The organism is Dyadobacter sp. NIV53 (genome assembly GCF_019711195.1).
In the GTDB taxonomy this organism is placed as follows: Bacteria; Bacteroidota; Bacteroidia; order Cytophagales; family Spirosomataceae; genus Dyadobacter.
The window spans coordinates 5150092-5164249 of the sequence record NZ_CP081299.1 but is presented as its reverse complement, the minus strand read 5'-3'; the positions used below and the strand labels follow the sequence as shown (position 1 = coordinate 5164249).

Genomic DNA, 14158 nt, shown 5'->3' with positions numbered 1-14158 from the left:
AACCAATACATAATAAATCCTGTTGTTGATAGCCAAAATAGCGGCTCAACGGCAGGATTTTGACATTTTAGGCAATTTCTAATGTTCGCAACATTTACCAATGGAATTGGAATTATACAAATCTAAGTTTTCCAAATCGGCTTTTTCCGAAAAGCCGTTAAATAAAATCTCCTTGCCCGAAAAAATTAAATCAACAAAATTTCCTGAAAACAAGATAAAGTAATAACCCTGCAAATCAATAATGTGTAATTAAAATTTGAATTTTTAATCAATTAAACAATTTAAAAAATGGCATGTTACAGTGGTTTTGGTAATCTTACTGAGGGACGTCTGATATGGACGGGAAATTTTAGTGGTGATAATACCAGGGATGTACTTTTTTACTATCCGGATGATGGTAACTGGTGGCTTGGAAAGTTTGTAAACAATGTTTTAGATTGGAATCTGGCAGGGAATACAAGTGGATTTGGTAATCTGGCAGATGGAAGGCCGATCTGGACAGGAAGTTTTAGTGGTGACAGCACTACCGATATACTTTTTTATTTCCCCGGAGATGGCAATTGGTGGCTCGGCAAGCTCGTAAACAATGTGATTGAATGGAATGTAGCAGGCAATACAAACGGTTTCGGCAATTTGTGGGACGGAAGGCCGATTTACCTGGGAGAATTTAGCGGGGACAATACTACAGACATACTTTTTTATTCACCCGGTGATAGTTACTGGTGGCTTGGCAAATTTGTAAACAATGTGATCGAATGGAACGTGGCAGGCAATACAAGCGGATTTGGTAATCTGGCAGATGGCAGGCCAGTCTGGACCGGAAATTTCAGCAGCGATAGTTCTACGGATATACTTTTCTATTTCCCGGGTGACAGCAACTGGTGGCTTGGTAAGTTTGTGAACAATGTTCTGGAATGGAACCATGCCGGAAATACAAGCGGATTTGGCAATATATGGGACGGAAGGCCGGTTTGGATAGGTGATTTCAATGGCGATGGTACGGCAGACGTACTTTTTTATTTTCCAGGTGACGGCAACTGGTGGCTTGGCAGTTTTGCAGACAATGCCCTGCAATGGAGCCATGCCGGAAATTCAAGCGGTTTTGGTAATATCTGGGACGGAAGGCCGGTCTGGACTGGCTATTTTAGCGGTGACAGCACAGTGGATGTACTTTTCTATTCTCCCGGAGATGGTTACTGGTGGCTTGGAAAATTTGTGAACAATGTGATTGAATGGAATGTTGCCGGAAACACAAATGGTTTTGGTAATCTGGCTGATGGGAGGCCGATCTGGACCGGGAATTTCAGCGCCGATAATACTACGGATGTTTTGTTTTATTTCCCTGGTGATGGCAACTGGTGGCTTGGCAAGTTTGTAAACAATGTATTAGAATGGAATCACGCAGGAAATACAGGCAGGCCTTATGACCAAAGTATAACGGTACATTTCAAAACGCTGGTGGCTCTTGATGCTACGATCAATACCTATATTGACAACCAGTTTGCGGCTATGGAAACGTTATTCCTTGATGGCAGAGTGGGAGTAATACGTGGCACGACCGAAGATTTAAGTGGTGATGCGGCATTACAGCCCCTAAGTAATCTGGATGTTGGCGGCTGTTTTATGGGCTCACCTACAACAGACCAGACCACCCTATTCCAGAACAGGAATAATGCCGGAACAGATGACCTCGTTGTTTATATTGTTAATTCATTGATTGGCGGAGCTGGCAATTTTGTAGGATGTGCGTCCCATCCAACCGGGCAACCTGGCTGTGCAGTCGTGAATATCAATGCCCCATGGCTGCTTGCGCATGAAATCGGGCATGTACTTGGATTGTCTCATGTCGATGGTACCATACCTGCAAACAGCGACTTTTTAATGTGGCCAAATGTTGGCTGGACTAATACGCCGCCAGATGTTACCACCGCGGATTATACTACCATGTTAGGAAGTACATTTACCATTAACTGTTAATCAAGAAAAATAAATGAAAAGCTACGAAGAAGTCCGTGCGATACTCAGCGCAATAGAAGCGAACGAAACCATGTATTCCCAAATAACTGCGGAAGATATTCCTTCACTCAAAAAACTATTGAAAGAAGATGAAGCCTGGCTGGCCGCAAGAGCCATTTTTGCACTAAGCCGTGTTGACAACCCGGAAAGCAATGAGGTGATATTTAATTCAGTAAAAGATAAAAGAAGTGCAGTAAGAGTAGCAATTGCCCACTCTGCCAATGTGCTCAAACAACCGGCGGCTACAGAGAGAATTCTGTCTGCACTGATTACGGATAAAGATGTAGGTGTAAGAAAATTCGCAATACAATCATTGCCCAAAACCGTTAGCCCCGAGTTAATGGAAAAAGTCAGAAGCATTTCACAGGAAGATTCTCATGATTATATCAAAGGAATATCGAATGAAAAGATCAGGAGTTTGAAAGTGAGGTGATTAATTTGCTGGTGGTCGCCCTACGCGGGTCGCCCTACGCGGGTCGCCCTACGCGGGTCGCCCTACGCGGGTCGCCCCGATTTGCAATCGGGGCGATTATGGTTTCGCGTTTGCAACGCGTTGGGCTTTGATTTTCAAAGAGGAGAATGTTATACTTGAAAGAAGTAAATAAATACAAGCATGATTATTGAACAACAAAATCAGGAGTTGGTAATTCGCGTTAGCCGGCCTATCGATATCAGGTCTGCTCAAAAAGTAGTGGATTATTTTAATTTGATGGAATCCATATCTAAAAATCAAGGAACAGAAGAGCAGGCAGCGGAATTGGCGAGAGAAGTGCATAAAGACTGGTGGAGCATAAACCGTAGCTTGTTTATTAAATGATGATTGTAGTCGTCGATATGAATATTCTGTTTAGTGCCGTAATTTCACCAGATAGCAGAATAGGAGAAATTATTGCACATCCCGCTCCTCCATTTGAAAAAATGAATTGCTATTATGCTTTTATTGAACTATTTAAACACCAGCCAAAAATTATAAAGTTTTCTAAAAGACCTCAAAATGAGGTTCTTGATATATTATATTCTGTGCTTCGACAAATTCTTTGGTTAATGAAACATTAATTGAACAGGAGCATTGAAAAGAAGCAGAACGTCTTACAATCGGTATTGATGCTTTTGATATCAGCTATGTTGCATTATCCTTACAAACAAATGGCTGGCTTTGGACTGGTGACAAAAAACTGGTTACTCATTTAAAAACAATGGGATTTGACCGTACCATTGTTACTGGTGAATTGTTCGAGAAATTAGTTGGTTAAACTCTATTACCTATTTCCCCTTTAGCTAATTCAGCTAACCCCGATTTGCAATCGGGGCGATTATGGTTTTGCGTTGGTAACGCTCTATTACCCCACCACCACATTCCCTCTCCTCCTAAAAATAAACCGCTCATTAAATATCACTATAGAAATAAGTATAAGCGAGTAAGCTATAATCTGAAAACTGTTGATCGTTTCGTGAAAGTAAAACAGCGCAATGGCGAAATTCATGAGTGGATTGATATACAGCATAATACCCATCGTGGAAGAAGTAACTCCTTGTAATGCATACAGATTCATGTAAAGCGGAACGATGGTAAACACAACGGCTATCAACAGTATATACCAGTAAAAAGTACTGTCGTCCGGCAAAGCTGCGCTGTATGACGGATAAAAAGGAAGTAATATCAAAGCAGAAAAAAGGATTTGTACGGTGAGTACCAGGAATTTATCCAGTCCCATATTCTTACGCTGGCTTACCAGATACAATGCGTAGGAAGCGGCAACGATCATACTATAAGCAACATCAGCAACATTATTGAATGAGAGTAATATACAACTTACTACACTTAACAAAACTGCGGTCCACTGCCATTTGCTGAGCTTTTCATGCAAAACAAAAAAAGCAATTACAGTCGTCAGAATCGGACAAACCAGATAAGCAAATGAAGCTGCTTTTACACTGATATGATTCATCACATAAATGAAGAAAAACCAGTTGGCTGTAAGTAAAACTCCGCCTCCCAGTGTTAATCCTATGATCCTATTGCGTTGCTGTGCAGACATTGCTTTTAAAATAGCTATGTTTTCTTTCAACACTTTTATGCGTAAAAACAAGCTGATAAAAACCATAATAACTGCACACAGAAAAACACGGTAAAATAAAATATCAAGCGAAGGATAATGATGTAAAGGCTTTAAAGCAAGGCTGAAAAATCCCCACATAACAAAGGAAAGAAATGCAATCAGGTAATACTTGGAAAACTTCATAAAGCCGGAAAATTGTTTTATTTGCGGAAGGAGCTGTTTTTATTGGAACAGAAAGATATAAAATGAGGTTCACTTTGGAAGGTTCTATCATTTTCTATTCCAATTAAAACTATGCAAATTTCCGATATCCGCCTGATTGCAACCGACATGGACGGCACCCTTCTTAATACCAGACATGAACTGAACGAGTCATTTTTTCCAGTTTTCAGAAAGTTAAAAGATCAGGGAATCATTTTTGTTGCAGCAAGCGGAAGGCAATATTACAATCTGGAAAAGAAACTGGAAGCGGTAAAAGATGAAGTTATCTTTGCGGCAGAAAATGGCAGTTATGTGGTTTTTCAGGATGAAGAAATCCATATTCAGGCTATTGACCAGGACATTGTAAGAGAACTTATTGTTACTTCAAAAAATATCCCAAACACATACGCGATCATTTGCGGTAAGAAAAAAGCATACGTAGAAAGTGCCGAGCCAGAATTTATAGATCATTTGAAACTCTATTTCGAACGATACGAAATCGTTGAAGATCTTCTTAAAGTGGAAGACGACCAGTTTCTAAAATTTACATTGTGTGATCTGGCCGGTTCAGAAAAAAACAGTTACCCGCATTTCAAACACCTGGAAACGACTTTGCAGGTAAAAGTTTCAGGCCCGATCTGGCTGGATATTTCTCATAAACAGGCCAATAAAGGAAGGGCAATGGAAGTTCTTCAGGAAAAATTCGGTATTACTTTTGAGCAGACTATGGCATTCGGTGATTATCTGAACGATCTGGAATTACTTCAAAAAGCATATTATTCTTACGCAATGGCCAACGCACATCCTGAAGTTAAAAAAATAGCAAGGTTTGTTGCGAAAAGTAACGACGAAAACGGTGTAGTTGAAGTATTGTCAGAGCTGCTTGATCCGGTAGTTGTCACTAATCAGCTATAAGTAAAAATCTGAATCGAAGCAGTTATCTTTTGATGTAAAAAAATTCAATGATCAATTGTCAACGCTTAATATTCAACTGTAAGGCTGAACATTAAGCGTTGAAAATTGATCATTATTTATATTTTAACCGAAAGTTTATTCTCCAGTATACTTCTTGAAAATCGAGCTAGCAACGTGGCCGCCGAAACCGAATGTGTTGTTCAAGACGTAATTAACAGTTTGCTGACGTGATTTTCCCAGAATAATATCCAGTCCTTCCGGAATGTGCTCATCCAGATTCTGCGTATTAATTGTTCCCGGAATCACATTGTCCCTGATCGATAATACGCTGACAATACTTTCTACAGCGCCCGCTGCACCCAGCAAATGGCCGGTCATGGATTTGGTAGCACCAATAACAACCGGATGATCGCCAAATACGCGCTTAATTCCATGCAATTCACTCATATCACCCAAACCTGTAGACGTTGCGTGAGCATTGACGTAATCAATTTTATCAGCAGAAATCCCTGCGTCACTCAATGCTTTCGACATACCCAGATAAGCACCCAAACCGTCCGGAGGAGTACCTGTTAAATGGTAGGCATCGGCAGCTGCTCCGCCTCCAACCAGTTCGGCATAAATTGTTGCACCTCTTTTGACAGCATGCTCCCATTCTTCGAGTACAAGTGCACCAGCACCTTCTCCCATCACAAAACCATCGCGGTCTTTATCAAATGGCCTCGATGCCGTTTCAGGATCATCATTGCGTTTCGACAAAGCCTGTGCTGAACTGAATCCCCCCAAAGATGAATTTGTAATGGCGGCCTCTGACCCACCCGCAATCATGATTGTGGCTTTGCCCAGACGTATGGTATCAAACGCATTGATTATAGCCGTATTAGACGAAGCACATGCAGAAACTGTACAGTAGTTGGGGCCATGTAATTTATGGCGGATCGAGATAACTCCTGCTGCAATATCTACGATCATCTTTGGAATAAAATACGGGCTGAAACGTGGTGTTCCATCGCCTGTGTGGTATTCGCGAAGCTGTTCTTCAAAAGTACCAATTCCTCCATTACCACTTCCCCAGATTACGCCCACTTCGTATCGTTCCTCTTCACTCATCTGAGAAAAATCCAGACCGGCATCTTTAATCGCTTCATCACTTGCTACAATAGCGAACTGCGTAAAGACATCGTATTTTTTTATTTCCTTTTTATCAATAAAATCTACTGCATTAAAGTGTTTTACTTCGCATGCAAAGTGCGTTTTGAATTTAGAAGTATCAAATTTTGTAATCGCTCCTGCGCCGCTTTTTCCGGCCAGGATATTTTGCCAGAATTCATCTACCGTATTTCCCAACGGTGTAATTGCACCTAAACCTGTAACTACTACTCTTTTCATAAAAATTTTAAAAATTTCTTCGGTTTTCTGTCCTTATTCTAACCTGGTAGATGTCGTTTCTTTAAACATTACATCAACAAGATTCTGAACTTTCGGACCGATCAATAATATGGCAGGAATGACTACCAGATATGATGTGCTCCAAGCCCTGAGCCAAATCACCACAAAATTGGGAACAAATCCAATATTAATGGAAATCAATGTAAAGGAAATGATACCTGTTGTAATAATTCCCATAATCATAGCAAAAGCAATTCTCTTTTTCATAAATCCCATTTTTTTATTTAAACTACTAATTTTTAAGGCTTTATAATTTAATAAAACTATATATCTAAAACGGAAACATAACTTTAATTTGGGTTCATAGCCAGTAAAGCATCCGCCGGTGAAGCATGGAATAATGCATAAATATCAGCGGTACGGCCAACATGAATTTCGTACGAATCATTTTCGAAAGCATTTAGCAGATCTTCGGCTACTACAACAGGGGAAATTCCGTTAATACCACCTATTTCCTGAGAAAAATCAGTATTAACCAACGGGGGCATTAATTCGAAAACTTTAACACTTGTTGATTTGGCGAGAGAAATCCGAAGCGTTTGTGTATAAGAGTGCAATGCAGCCTTACTTGCTCCATATGTCGCCGCGGCCTGATTTGGCACAAATGCAACAATACTCGAAACATTTACAATAGCTGATTCCTGCTGTGCTCGAAGCAGGGGAAGAAGTTTCTCGTTTATCCTGATAATTGATAAATAGTTGGTCAGCATTTCATCACTGGCTTTTTGAAAGGTATTGGTACTTTCGCTCAGATTGTACGCATAAGCCTGACCAGCGTTATTGATCACAATATTCAGTTTTGGAAAATCAGTATTCAATTTGTTAACCAATTGATTTACTTCATCTTCATTAGTTACATCACATTCAAAACCTGTAACATTTAATAATTGTGCAACCGCCTGTTTAAGCCTTTCAGGATTTCTTCCGGTGATAATAACTTCGTTGCCTTTTTCAGATAACATTTTTGCGATTTCAAAACCGATTCCTGCACTTCCACCAGTGATTAAAATCGTATTATTAGTTGTTTTCATAGTTCTAAGGTTTTAGCCGCGCGGCGGACCGCTTTTAGCTTTTTGATTGTTAATTTTTAGCTTTTATATGACTCCGGATTTATACTGAAAATCATGCATGTACTGGTACTATGTGCATATATGGCACCATTTTGATCAGTCAGCTGAGCTTCAATAAGAGCAGTCCTGCTTCCGGAATGAATTACTTTTCCAACAGCTTTCAGCTCACCGGATTTAATTGTAATTGCTTTCAAAAAATTTACTTTTAATTCAAGTGTCGTGTAACCTGTACCTGCCGGAAGAAGTGAGTGAAGAGAGCAACCCATTGCGGAATCCAGAATGGCTGAGATAACACCACCATGAACAGTTCCGATCGGATTATAATGAAATTCATTGGGTTCAAACTTAAAAACTGCTTTTCCTTTTTCAATGCTTTCTACATAAAAATCCAGGGCGTGCATTAAAGGAGGTAAAGGTAATTTCCCATCATTTATTGCCTGAAAATAATCCAGCCCAGCCATAGTTACTGCCTCTTTTGCACCTTTCATAGGGTCTTCCCAATGGAAAGTTCGCTCACGTAAATTCTCATTCATTATATTTATACCGATCGGTATTTTATAGTTCAAATTTTTTTAGCCTAAATCATTAATTATCTTTTCCACCGATCTCATAATAGACCTGCGATAATTTAGTTTTCCGGTCAATTTAGTAATCATGATCGCTCCCTCAATAGTAGCAATAATCGTAAGTGCTATTTGCTCCGGATCAACATCATCTCTGAATTCCTTGTTGAGGATTCCCTTTTGTATCAGTTTGGAAATAATGTTTTTCCAGTTCTGAATTGCGTCAGCCGCTTTTTGTCTCAATTCCGCATGTGTATCGTCCGAATCTACGGCCGTATTCAAAACTGGGCAACCGCCGTCAGGAAAAGGAAATTCGAGGAAATTCTCGTACACTTTGGTATAAACCAGCAATTTTTCACGGCAAGTATTCCGGCTTTCCATCTCATTTTGGATCACGCCATTTACCTGTTTAAGATTAAAATCAAAAGCAGCCAGTGCAACATCATCTTTGTTTACAAAATTACCATAAATACTGCCTTTTGTAAGTCCGGTTGCATGTATCATATCGTTCAGTGATGTTCCGGCAAATCCCTTTTATTAAAAATAGGGGCCGTTTTCTCAACGATAAATTGCCTGGTCCTTTCTGCTTTGTTTGTCTTATTTTCCATTGCGATACAAAAATATACCAATTGGTATTATTTTACAAGATTTCTTAGGAATAATTTTAACTGCTTCTAAAAAACTAAATAACTACAATAACGAATAAAATCAAAAATAAAACGACCTGACTTTTCGAATCAGGTCGCCTTATCACAAGTCAAATTTACTATTTCGCAGTTACCCGCCAGATTACATTGCCGGAATCGTCATTTACAAGCAATGAACCGTCTTCCGCTATTGTCACATCTACCGGACGGCCGGATACCTGGCTTTCGCTGTCGATGAAACCTGTAAGGAAATCTTCGGGTTTACCGGATGGTTTTCCGTCTTTAAACGGAACAAACATTACTTTATAACCAGCCAGTTTTGAGCGGTTCCATGAACCATGCTGACCTATGAAAGCTCCATTGTGATATTTTGTAGGAAATTTTGTTTTATTATAAAAAACCAATCCCAACGAAGCTGTATGGGAACCTACCGGCACATCCGGAACAATAGCTTTAGCGACCAGGTCTGCACCTTCGCCTTTCATTCTTGGATCTTTATTCTGACCGAAATACGAATATGGCCAGCCATAAAAACCACCTTGTTTTACACTTGTGATAAAGTCGGGAACGAGATCGTCGCCTAATTCATCTCGTTCATTTACAGCTGTCCAAAGCGTTTTGGTTCCGGGTGCCCAATCCATTCCGACCGGATTCCTCAAACCGCTTGCATACACTTTTTCGCCAGTTCCATCCGGATTAATTTCTAGGATATTTGCCCTTCTTATTTCATTATCCATTCCATGTTCGGCCACATTACTGCCCGATCCTACCGAAACATAAATTTTAGATCCGTCTGCATTTGCGAGCAAATTTCTGGTCCAGTGATTGTTATATCCACCAGCGGGCAGGTTGAGAATCTTAACTCCTTTGCCGGTTATTTTTGTTTCACCAGGTTTATAAGGATAACGGTACAATCCATCAGTGTTTCCCACATAGAAATAATTGTTGAGGATAAGCATCCCAAGCGGTTTGTTCAGTTTTTCAAGAAAAACTTCCCGCATTTCAGGAATACCATCTTTGTTCACATCGCGGAGAATAGTAATCCGGTCGGGACTTTTCTTTGTCCCCGATTCAGCCACAAATACATCACCATTTGGCCCGATATAAGTCCAGCGCGGACTTTCAAGTTTATCTGCATATTTGGTCACTACAAATCCTTCGGGTGCCTTTGGCATTTGACCGTCCTTCCATCCTACTTCATCGGGCCGGTTTGTAACAGATTTTGTGGTAAAAGGTGCAGGTAAGACCAAACTGTCCGTTACAGTCGCAACTGAGTCCGGGCCGCTGGATGCAGCTTCCTTTTTTTCCTTGCTATCACAACTAATTAATATGGTTCCTGCTATTAAACAGGTAAATACAAGATGAATCTTTTTCATAACTTCAATCCTATGTTTGCATTAAAAAAGTGAGGTATCTGAACAATAACGTCCAAATACCTCACTTATAAAATAATAATGCCAACTGAGAATTAAGGGTTAAAAATGAAGATTCATTCTTAACCTAAAAACTAACAGGAACCTCAACAACAGTGGTATCCCATCCAAGAGCCAATACTGCTTTGTCTGTTTTTTCGCCTGTCAGCACGATTGAAAAATTTTCAATAGGCGTTGCAGCTTTTGGAGATACAGGAACTGTAACACGCAAAACGTCATTGGCTTCCTTGTATTTATAGGCACCCCAGTAATCCAGATCAGAACTAATAATGATGGTCCATTCCTTTTCTGCCGGGATTGCAAACAACGAGTAGGTACCAGCCTTTATCTTTTTACCTCCAAAGGTTGCATCCTGATAAAACTTAATTTCAGTAGATTCATCAGCACCTACTCTCCATACTTTTCCAAAAGGTTCCAGTTTGCCAAAAATCTCCCTGCCTTTCAAATAGGGACGGCTGTAAGTTACTTTTACAAGTGGTTTTTCACCTTCTTTGCGATCATGGGCAAAGTTATCAGGGAAGTATGATACGTCGCGTGGGCTTTTGTCCAGCCCCCGGAATTTTTGTGCCTGAGCACCCAATGCAATAATTGTAAGCATCAAAAAAAGGCAAAGTGTCTTTTTCATAAAATTAGGAAAAGGTGGTTTGATATGTTTTAATATTATCGTAAAGTACGGTTTAATCCTTTTAATTCAACCGGTACAAAGATTTAGTTTCATTTTTACGCAACCAGCTTTCCGTTTAAAACCGGCCTTGAATCCTTGGTATTACCCAAAATTGCGAGACTTCTCTTAAACTCAACCTGGACATCATCTTTTTCAAATTTACACGTTACTGTTTCATAATGTGCCGTTTCAATAAACCGCCATACCATTTCAAAGGTATTTTCACTCGTCCAGATCCCACTCGCTGCAATTTTCGATTTATTTTCTCCCGGTACAGGTGTTAAAACCAATTTAAGCGGCATGGTTGAAATATCAGTCAGGCCTTCTTTCCATTTACCAATACCACATTCCACCTGGTGTGCGCCTTTGTCGTCTGTTAAGGTAAATATGCAGGAATCAGCACTAAAAGACAACGATACACGAGTTACCTTCAATGCGTTTTCGGTAATATTGAATCCCTTATTGCTTACTTTGGAGGAAATTTCAGACGTATTTTTTCCATTAACAAGAGGTATGGAAAGTGAAGTAAGTTTTTGCTTTAATTCTGTTTGTCCCGGCTTATTGGCTGTTATTTCAGCACTTTTAACTGCAGGTAAAATATGGTTCCAGACCTGATCCAGAATTGCCCCCATATCGCCGGTTTCACTTGTAATAGCAATTACCATGTCTTCTTTTGGCATTACAATACAATATTGCCCGTACGCGCCATCACCACGATATGCATCATGCCGGCAACGCCAGAACTGATAACCGTATCCTTGCTGCCAATCATTTTCCTCTTGTTTTTTCGAACCACCTTTTGACTGTATATGCTTACTGGTTGCCTCAGCGACCCATGCTTCCGATAATATCCTTTTGCCATTCCACATGCCTTTCTGCAAATACATCTGACCAAATTTGGCAATATCTTCTGTTTTCACACGCAATCCCCAGCCTCCGGTATTTATTCCGTTCGGATCAACTTCCCAGTCGGCTCCTTCAATGTTCAGCGGGTTAAATAAACGTGGCGTAAGATATTCAAGCAAAGTTTTTCCGGTCAGTTTCTGGATAATAGCAGAAAGCATGTAAGTGGCACCGCTGTTATACACGAAAAATGTCCCGGGCTCGTGCTCAACAGGTTGTGCAAGAAATGATTTCACCCAGTTATTATCTTTATTTTCACGAACCGCAGGTGTCGTATCTTTATCATGGCCGGTAGCCATGCTTAAAAGATCCTTTACACGCATATTTGCCAGATTTTCACTGATTTTTTCAGGAACTTCCTTTGGAAAAAAAGATACCACTTTATCATTTACCGTTAACTTCCCTTCTCCAACTGCCAACCCGATTGCACTGGAAGTAAAACTTTTGCTCAGGGAATAAAGAGTGTGTTTAAGATTCGGGGCATATGGAGCCCACCAGCCTTCGGCCAGTACTTTTCCATGTCTTAAAACCATTAAACTGTGCAAATTGAGTTTGCCTGCTTCGACTGCGTTCACAAAATCAAGAATACCAGCCGATGCAACACCCTGCGCTTCCGGCAGACTTCTGGGTAATTGACTGACTTTTAATACATCAGCCCACGACGAACTGGACAAATAGCTAACCAACCCAAGCTGCAGGGCACCCATACCTGCCTTTTGCAAAAATTCTCTTCTGTTAACGGTCATGTTTTTAATGGTATCTTTGTCAAAAATATATTTGCGAAATATCTGTAATACTTATGCCTTTCAAATCCCTGGGTCTCTCTGAACCTTTATTAAAAACCATAGCAGAACAAAATTATACTCAACCCTACCCGATTCAGCAGGAAGCCATCCCGTCTATTCTGAAGGGTAATGATATTTTGGGAATTGCCAAAACGGGTTCAGGAAAAACAGCCAGTTTTGTATTGCCGATTTTAGAATGGTTTCAGGACAAAGGAGCACCAAGAAACAGATCCATACGAGTACTGGTTTTGGTTCCGACACGCGAACTTGCCGTTCAGATAGCAGTAGTGTTTCAGACATTTGGTGAAAAATTACCAAGAAAAGTAAAAACTCTGGCCGTATATGGCGGTGTGTCTATCAATCCCCAAATGATTGGTTTACAGAATGTAGAAATACTGGTAGCAACGCCGGGAAGATTGCTTGATTTGTTATCACATAAAGCATTAAGCATCTCTGAAACAGAAATACTTGTTTTGGATGAAGCGGATAAAATGCTGAATATGGGTTTTGCAGATGAGATGAAGGACATCTTTTTTCTTTTACCTAAAAAACGGCAAAGCATTCTGTTTTCTGCCACATTGGGAGACGAAGTAGAGGCAATACACAAAAGCATTCTGCGCAATCCGGTTAAAATAGAAATTGAGGAAGAAGAGAGCAATCTTGACCTGATCAAGCAAACCGGCTATTTCGTTGATCCGGAAAGAAAAGGGCCATTATTAAGATATCTGATCAAAACAGGCGAAATGAAGCAGGTTCTGGTATTTGTTTCGGCAACCAGAACAGCAGATAATCTTGTAGAAAAGCTGAGCAAAAATGGTATTCAGGCGGCAGCTATGCATAGTGGTAAAAGTCAGGGAGCAAGGACGGAAGCTTTAAATAAGTTCAAATCTGGTAAATTAACAGTACTTGTCGCGACAGATCTGGTATCCAGAGGAATTGATATTCAATTTTTACCATACGTGATCAATTTTGAATTACCACGTTCTCCAAAAGATTACGTTCACCGGATAGGCAGGACCGGCCGAGCCGAAGCAACAGGCGAAGCGATTTCTCTGATCACTCCCGAAGATGTACATCACTTCAAAATTATTCAGAAAAAGATGGGAAAAAGGGTGGAGATGAAGGAGACTTTTGACTTGGATTTGATGGGGTTTTGAGAAATTTACATAATTGTAAGACTTCATTAGGTAAAATGGTAAATTCTAAATCCAATCCGGACATTGTTCAGGAATTGGAAGAAATGAGCATTGTACTTTTACCAATCAATCATTCCCACATTTCAAACTATCATCGAATTCCAATAATTTCGGATCACAAAGATTCGTTCGATCGGTTACTTATTGCTACTGCTTTGACCGAAGAATTAGATATTATAACTGTGGATGAAAAATTCCATTACTATAAAAACCAAGTTAAAATCATCTGGTAAATCCATCTCAAACCGATCATGCA

The 14158-nt window shown here is 40.1% G+C and carries 17 protein-coding genes; 8 read left to right on the top strand and 9 right to left on the bottom strand.

Annotated features, from left to right (window positions below):
- Window positions 1-288 precede the first annotated feature (288 nt).
- The 5 genes from KZC02_RS21340 to KZC02_RS32560 all read left to right on the top strand — a co-directional run bounded on the left by KZC02_RS21340 (window position 289) and on the right by KZC02_RS32560 (window position 3269).
- Window positions 289-1977 (top strand): hypothetical protein, encoded by a 1689-nt coding sequence (locus KZC02_RS21340; protein WP_221390548.1) that lies wholly within the window; start codon window positions 289-291, stop codon window positions 1975-1977.
- A gap of 13 nt (window positions 1978-1990) precedes the next feature.
- Window positions 1991-2449, top strand: a complete 459-nt coding sequence (locus KZC02_RS21335) for a HEAT repeat domain-containing protein (protein ID WP_221390547.1) — start codon at window positions 1991-1993, stop codon at window positions 2447-2449.
- A gap of 180 nt (window positions 2450-2629) precedes the next feature.
- A complete protein-coding gene (locus KZC02_RS21330) occupies window positions 2630-2833 on the top strand; it encodes a hypothetical protein (protein ID WP_221390546.1) in 204 nt (67 codons plus the stop codon).
- Window positions 2830-3072, top strand: coding sequence for a PIN domain-containing protein (locus KZC02_RS32565; protein WP_310590335.1), 243 nt, complete (start codon window positions 2830-2832; stop codon window positions 3070-3072). The genes KZC02_RS21330 and KZC02_RS32565 overlap by 4 nt, the downstream gene beginning before the upstream one ends.
- 38 nt (window positions 3073-3110) lie before the next feature.
- The gene (locus tag KZC02_RS32560) at window positions 3111-3269 is read left to right on the top strand and encodes a PIN domain-containing protein (RefSeq protein ID WP_310590454.1); all 159 of its coding nucleotides are present in this window, start codon (window positions 3111-3113) and stop codon (window positions 3267-3269) included.
- An 87-nt stretch (window positions 3270-3356) separates the two neighbouring features.
- Here the strand turns inward: KZC02_RS32560 and KZC02_RS21320 are convergent, their stop codons facing one another.
- Window positions 3357-4259, bottom strand: a complete 903-nt coding sequence (locus tag KZC02_RS21320) for an EamA family transporter (protein WP_221390545.1) — start codon at window positions 4257-4259, stop codon at window positions 3357-3359.
- Between the two features lie 111 nt (window positions 4260-4370).
- On the opposite strand from KZC02_RS21320, the gene KZC02_RS21315 reads away from it, so the two are divergent.
- A complete protein-coding gene (locus KZC02_RS21315) occupies window positions 4371-5192 on the top strand; it encodes an HAD family hydrolase (protein WP_221390544.1) in 822 nt (273 codons plus the stop codon).
- A 135-nt stretch (window positions 5193-5327) separates the two neighbouring features.
- Here KZC02_RS21315 and fabF read toward each other — a convergent pair whose 3' ends face one another.
- From fabF to KZC02_RS21275, 8 genes are all read right to left on the bottom strand, one after another.
- Window positions 5328-6581: a beta-ketoacyl-ACP synthase II gene (fabF, locus tag KZC02_RS21310; RefSeq protein ID WP_221390543.1), complete on the bottom strand. Its 1254-nt coding sequence runs from the start codon at window positions 6579-6581 to the stop codon at window positions 5328-5330.
- 33 nt (window positions 6582-6614) lie between these two features.
- Window positions 6615-6848, bottom strand: a complete 234-nt coding sequence (locus tag KZC02_RS21305; protein WP_221390542.1) for a DUF2798 domain-containing protein — start codon at window positions 6846-6848, stop codon at window positions 6615-6617.
- A gap of 83 nt (window positions 6849-6931) precedes the next feature.
- Entirely contained in the window at window positions 6932-7672 is a 741-nt protein-coding gene (locus tag KZC02_RS21300; protein WP_221390541.1) for an SDR family oxidoreductase, read from the bottom strand.
- Window positions 7673-7728: 56 nt separating this feature from the next.
- The gene (locus KZC02_RS21295; protein ID WP_221390540.1) at window positions 7729-8244 is read right to left on the bottom strand and encodes a PaaI family thioesterase; all 516 of its coding nucleotides are present in this window, start codon (window positions 8242-8244) and stop codon (window positions 7729-7731) included.
- A gap of 39 nt (window positions 8245-8283) precedes the next feature.
- Window positions 8284-8778 carry a TetR/AcrR family transcriptional regulator gene (locus KZC02_RS21290; RefSeq protein WP_221390539.1) on the bottom strand — a complete coding sequence of 165 codons (495 nt, stop codon included), beginning with the start codon at window positions 8776-8778 and terminating at the stop codon, window positions 8284-8286.
- Between the two features lie 262 nt (window positions 8779-9040).
- Entirely contained in the window at window positions 9041-10297 is a 1257-nt protein-coding gene (locus tag KZC02_RS21285) for a sorbosone dehydrogenase family protein (protein WP_221390538.1), read from the bottom strand.
- Between the two features lie 124 nt (window positions 10298-10421).
- Complete coding sequence (locus tag KZC02_RS21280; RefSeq protein WP_221390537.1) at window positions 10422-10979, bottom strand: DUF2911 domain-containing protein; 558 nt, start codon at window positions 10977-10979, stop codon at window positions 10422-10424.
- Between the two features lie 95 nt (window positions 10980-11074).
- Window positions 11075-12667 carry a serine hydrolase gene (locus KZC02_RS21275; protein WP_221390536.1) on the bottom strand — a complete coding sequence of 531 codons (1593 nt, stop codon included), beginning with the start codon at window positions 12665-12667 and terminating at the stop codon, window positions 11075-11077.
- A gap of 53 nt (window positions 12668-12720) precedes the next feature.
- Between KZC02_RS21275 and KZC02_RS21270 the strand changes: the two genes are divergently transcribed.
- Complete coding sequence (locus tag KZC02_RS21270) at window positions 12721-13863, top strand: DEAD/DEAH box helicase (RefSeq protein ID WP_221390535.1); 1143 nt, start codon at window positions 12721-12723, stop codon at window positions 13861-13863.
- Between the two features lie 35 nt (window positions 13864-13898).
- Complete coding sequence (locus KZC02_RS21265) at window positions 13899-14135, top strand: PIN domain-containing protein (protein ID WP_221390534.1); 237 nt, start codon at window positions 13899-13901, stop codon at window positions 14133-14135.
- Window positions 14136-14158: the final 23 nt, after the last annotated feature.

Excerpts from the sequence above, each read along its gene's own strand:
- KZC02_RS21340 (WP_221390548.1), top strand. The coding sequence starts at position 289 with ATGGCATGTTACAGTGGTTTTGGTAATCTTACTGAGGGACGTCTGATA.
- KZC02_RS21335 (WP_221390547.1), top strand. The coding sequence starts at position 1,991 with ATGAAAAGCTACGAAGAAGTCCGTGCGATACTCAGCGCAATAGAAGCG.
- KZC02_RS21330 (WP_221390546.1), top strand. The coding sequence starts at position 2,630 with ATGATTATTGAACAACAAAATCAGGAGTTGGTAATTCGCGTTAGCCGG.
- KZC02_RS32565 (WP_310590335.1), top strand. The coding sequence starts at position 2,830 with ATGATGATTGTAGTCGTCGATATGAATATTCTGTTTAGTGCCGTAATT.
- KZC02_RS21320 (WP_221390545.1), bottom strand. The coding sequence starts at position 4,259 with ATGAAGTTTTCCAAGTATTACCTGATTGCATTTCTTTCCTTTGTTATG.
- KZC02_RS21315 (WP_221390544.1), top strand. The coding sequence starts at position 4,371 with ATGCAAATTTCCGATATCCGCCTGATTGCAACCGACATGGACGGCACC.
- fabF (WP_221390543.1), bottom strand. The coding sequence starts at position 6,581 with ATGAAAAGAGTAGTAGTTACAGGTTTAGGTGCAATTACACCGTTGGGA.
- KZC02_RS21305 (WP_221390542.1), bottom strand. The coding sequence starts at position 6,848 with ATGAAAAAGAGAATTGCTTTTGCTATGATTATGGGAATTATTACAACA.
- KZC02_RS21300 (WP_221390541.1), bottom strand. The coding sequence starts at position 7,672 with ATGAAAACAACTAATAATACGATTTTAATCACTGGTGGAAGTGCAGGA.
- KZC02_RS21295 (WP_221390540.1), bottom strand. The coding sequence starts at position 8,244 with ATGAATGAGAATTTACGTGAGCGAACTTTCCATTGGGAAGACCCTATG.
- KZC02_RS21290 (WP_221390539.1), bottom strand. The coding sequence starts at position 8,778 with ATGATACATGCAACCGGACTTACAAAAGGCAGTATTTATGGTAATTTT.
- KZC02_RS21285 (WP_221390538.1), bottom strand. The coding sequence starts at position 10,297 with ATGAAAAAGATTCATCTTGTATTTACCTGTTTAATAGCAGGAACCATA.
- KZC02_RS21280 (WP_221390537.1), bottom strand. The coding sequence starts at position 10,979 with ATGAAAAAGACACTTTGCCTTTTTTTGATGCTTACAATTATTGCATTG.
- KZC02_RS21275 (WP_221390536.1), bottom strand. The coding sequence starts at position 12,667 with ATGACCGTTAACAGAAGAGAATTTTTGCAAAAGGCAGGTATGGGTGCC.
- KZC02_RS21270 (WP_221390535.1), top strand. The coding sequence starts at position 12,721 with ATGCCTTTCAAATCCCTGGGTCTCTCTGAACCTTTATTAAAAACCATA.
- KZC02_RS21265 (WP_221390534.1), top strand. The coding sequence starts at position 13,899 with ATGGTAAATTCTAAATCCAATCCGGACATTGTTCAGGAATTGGAAGAA.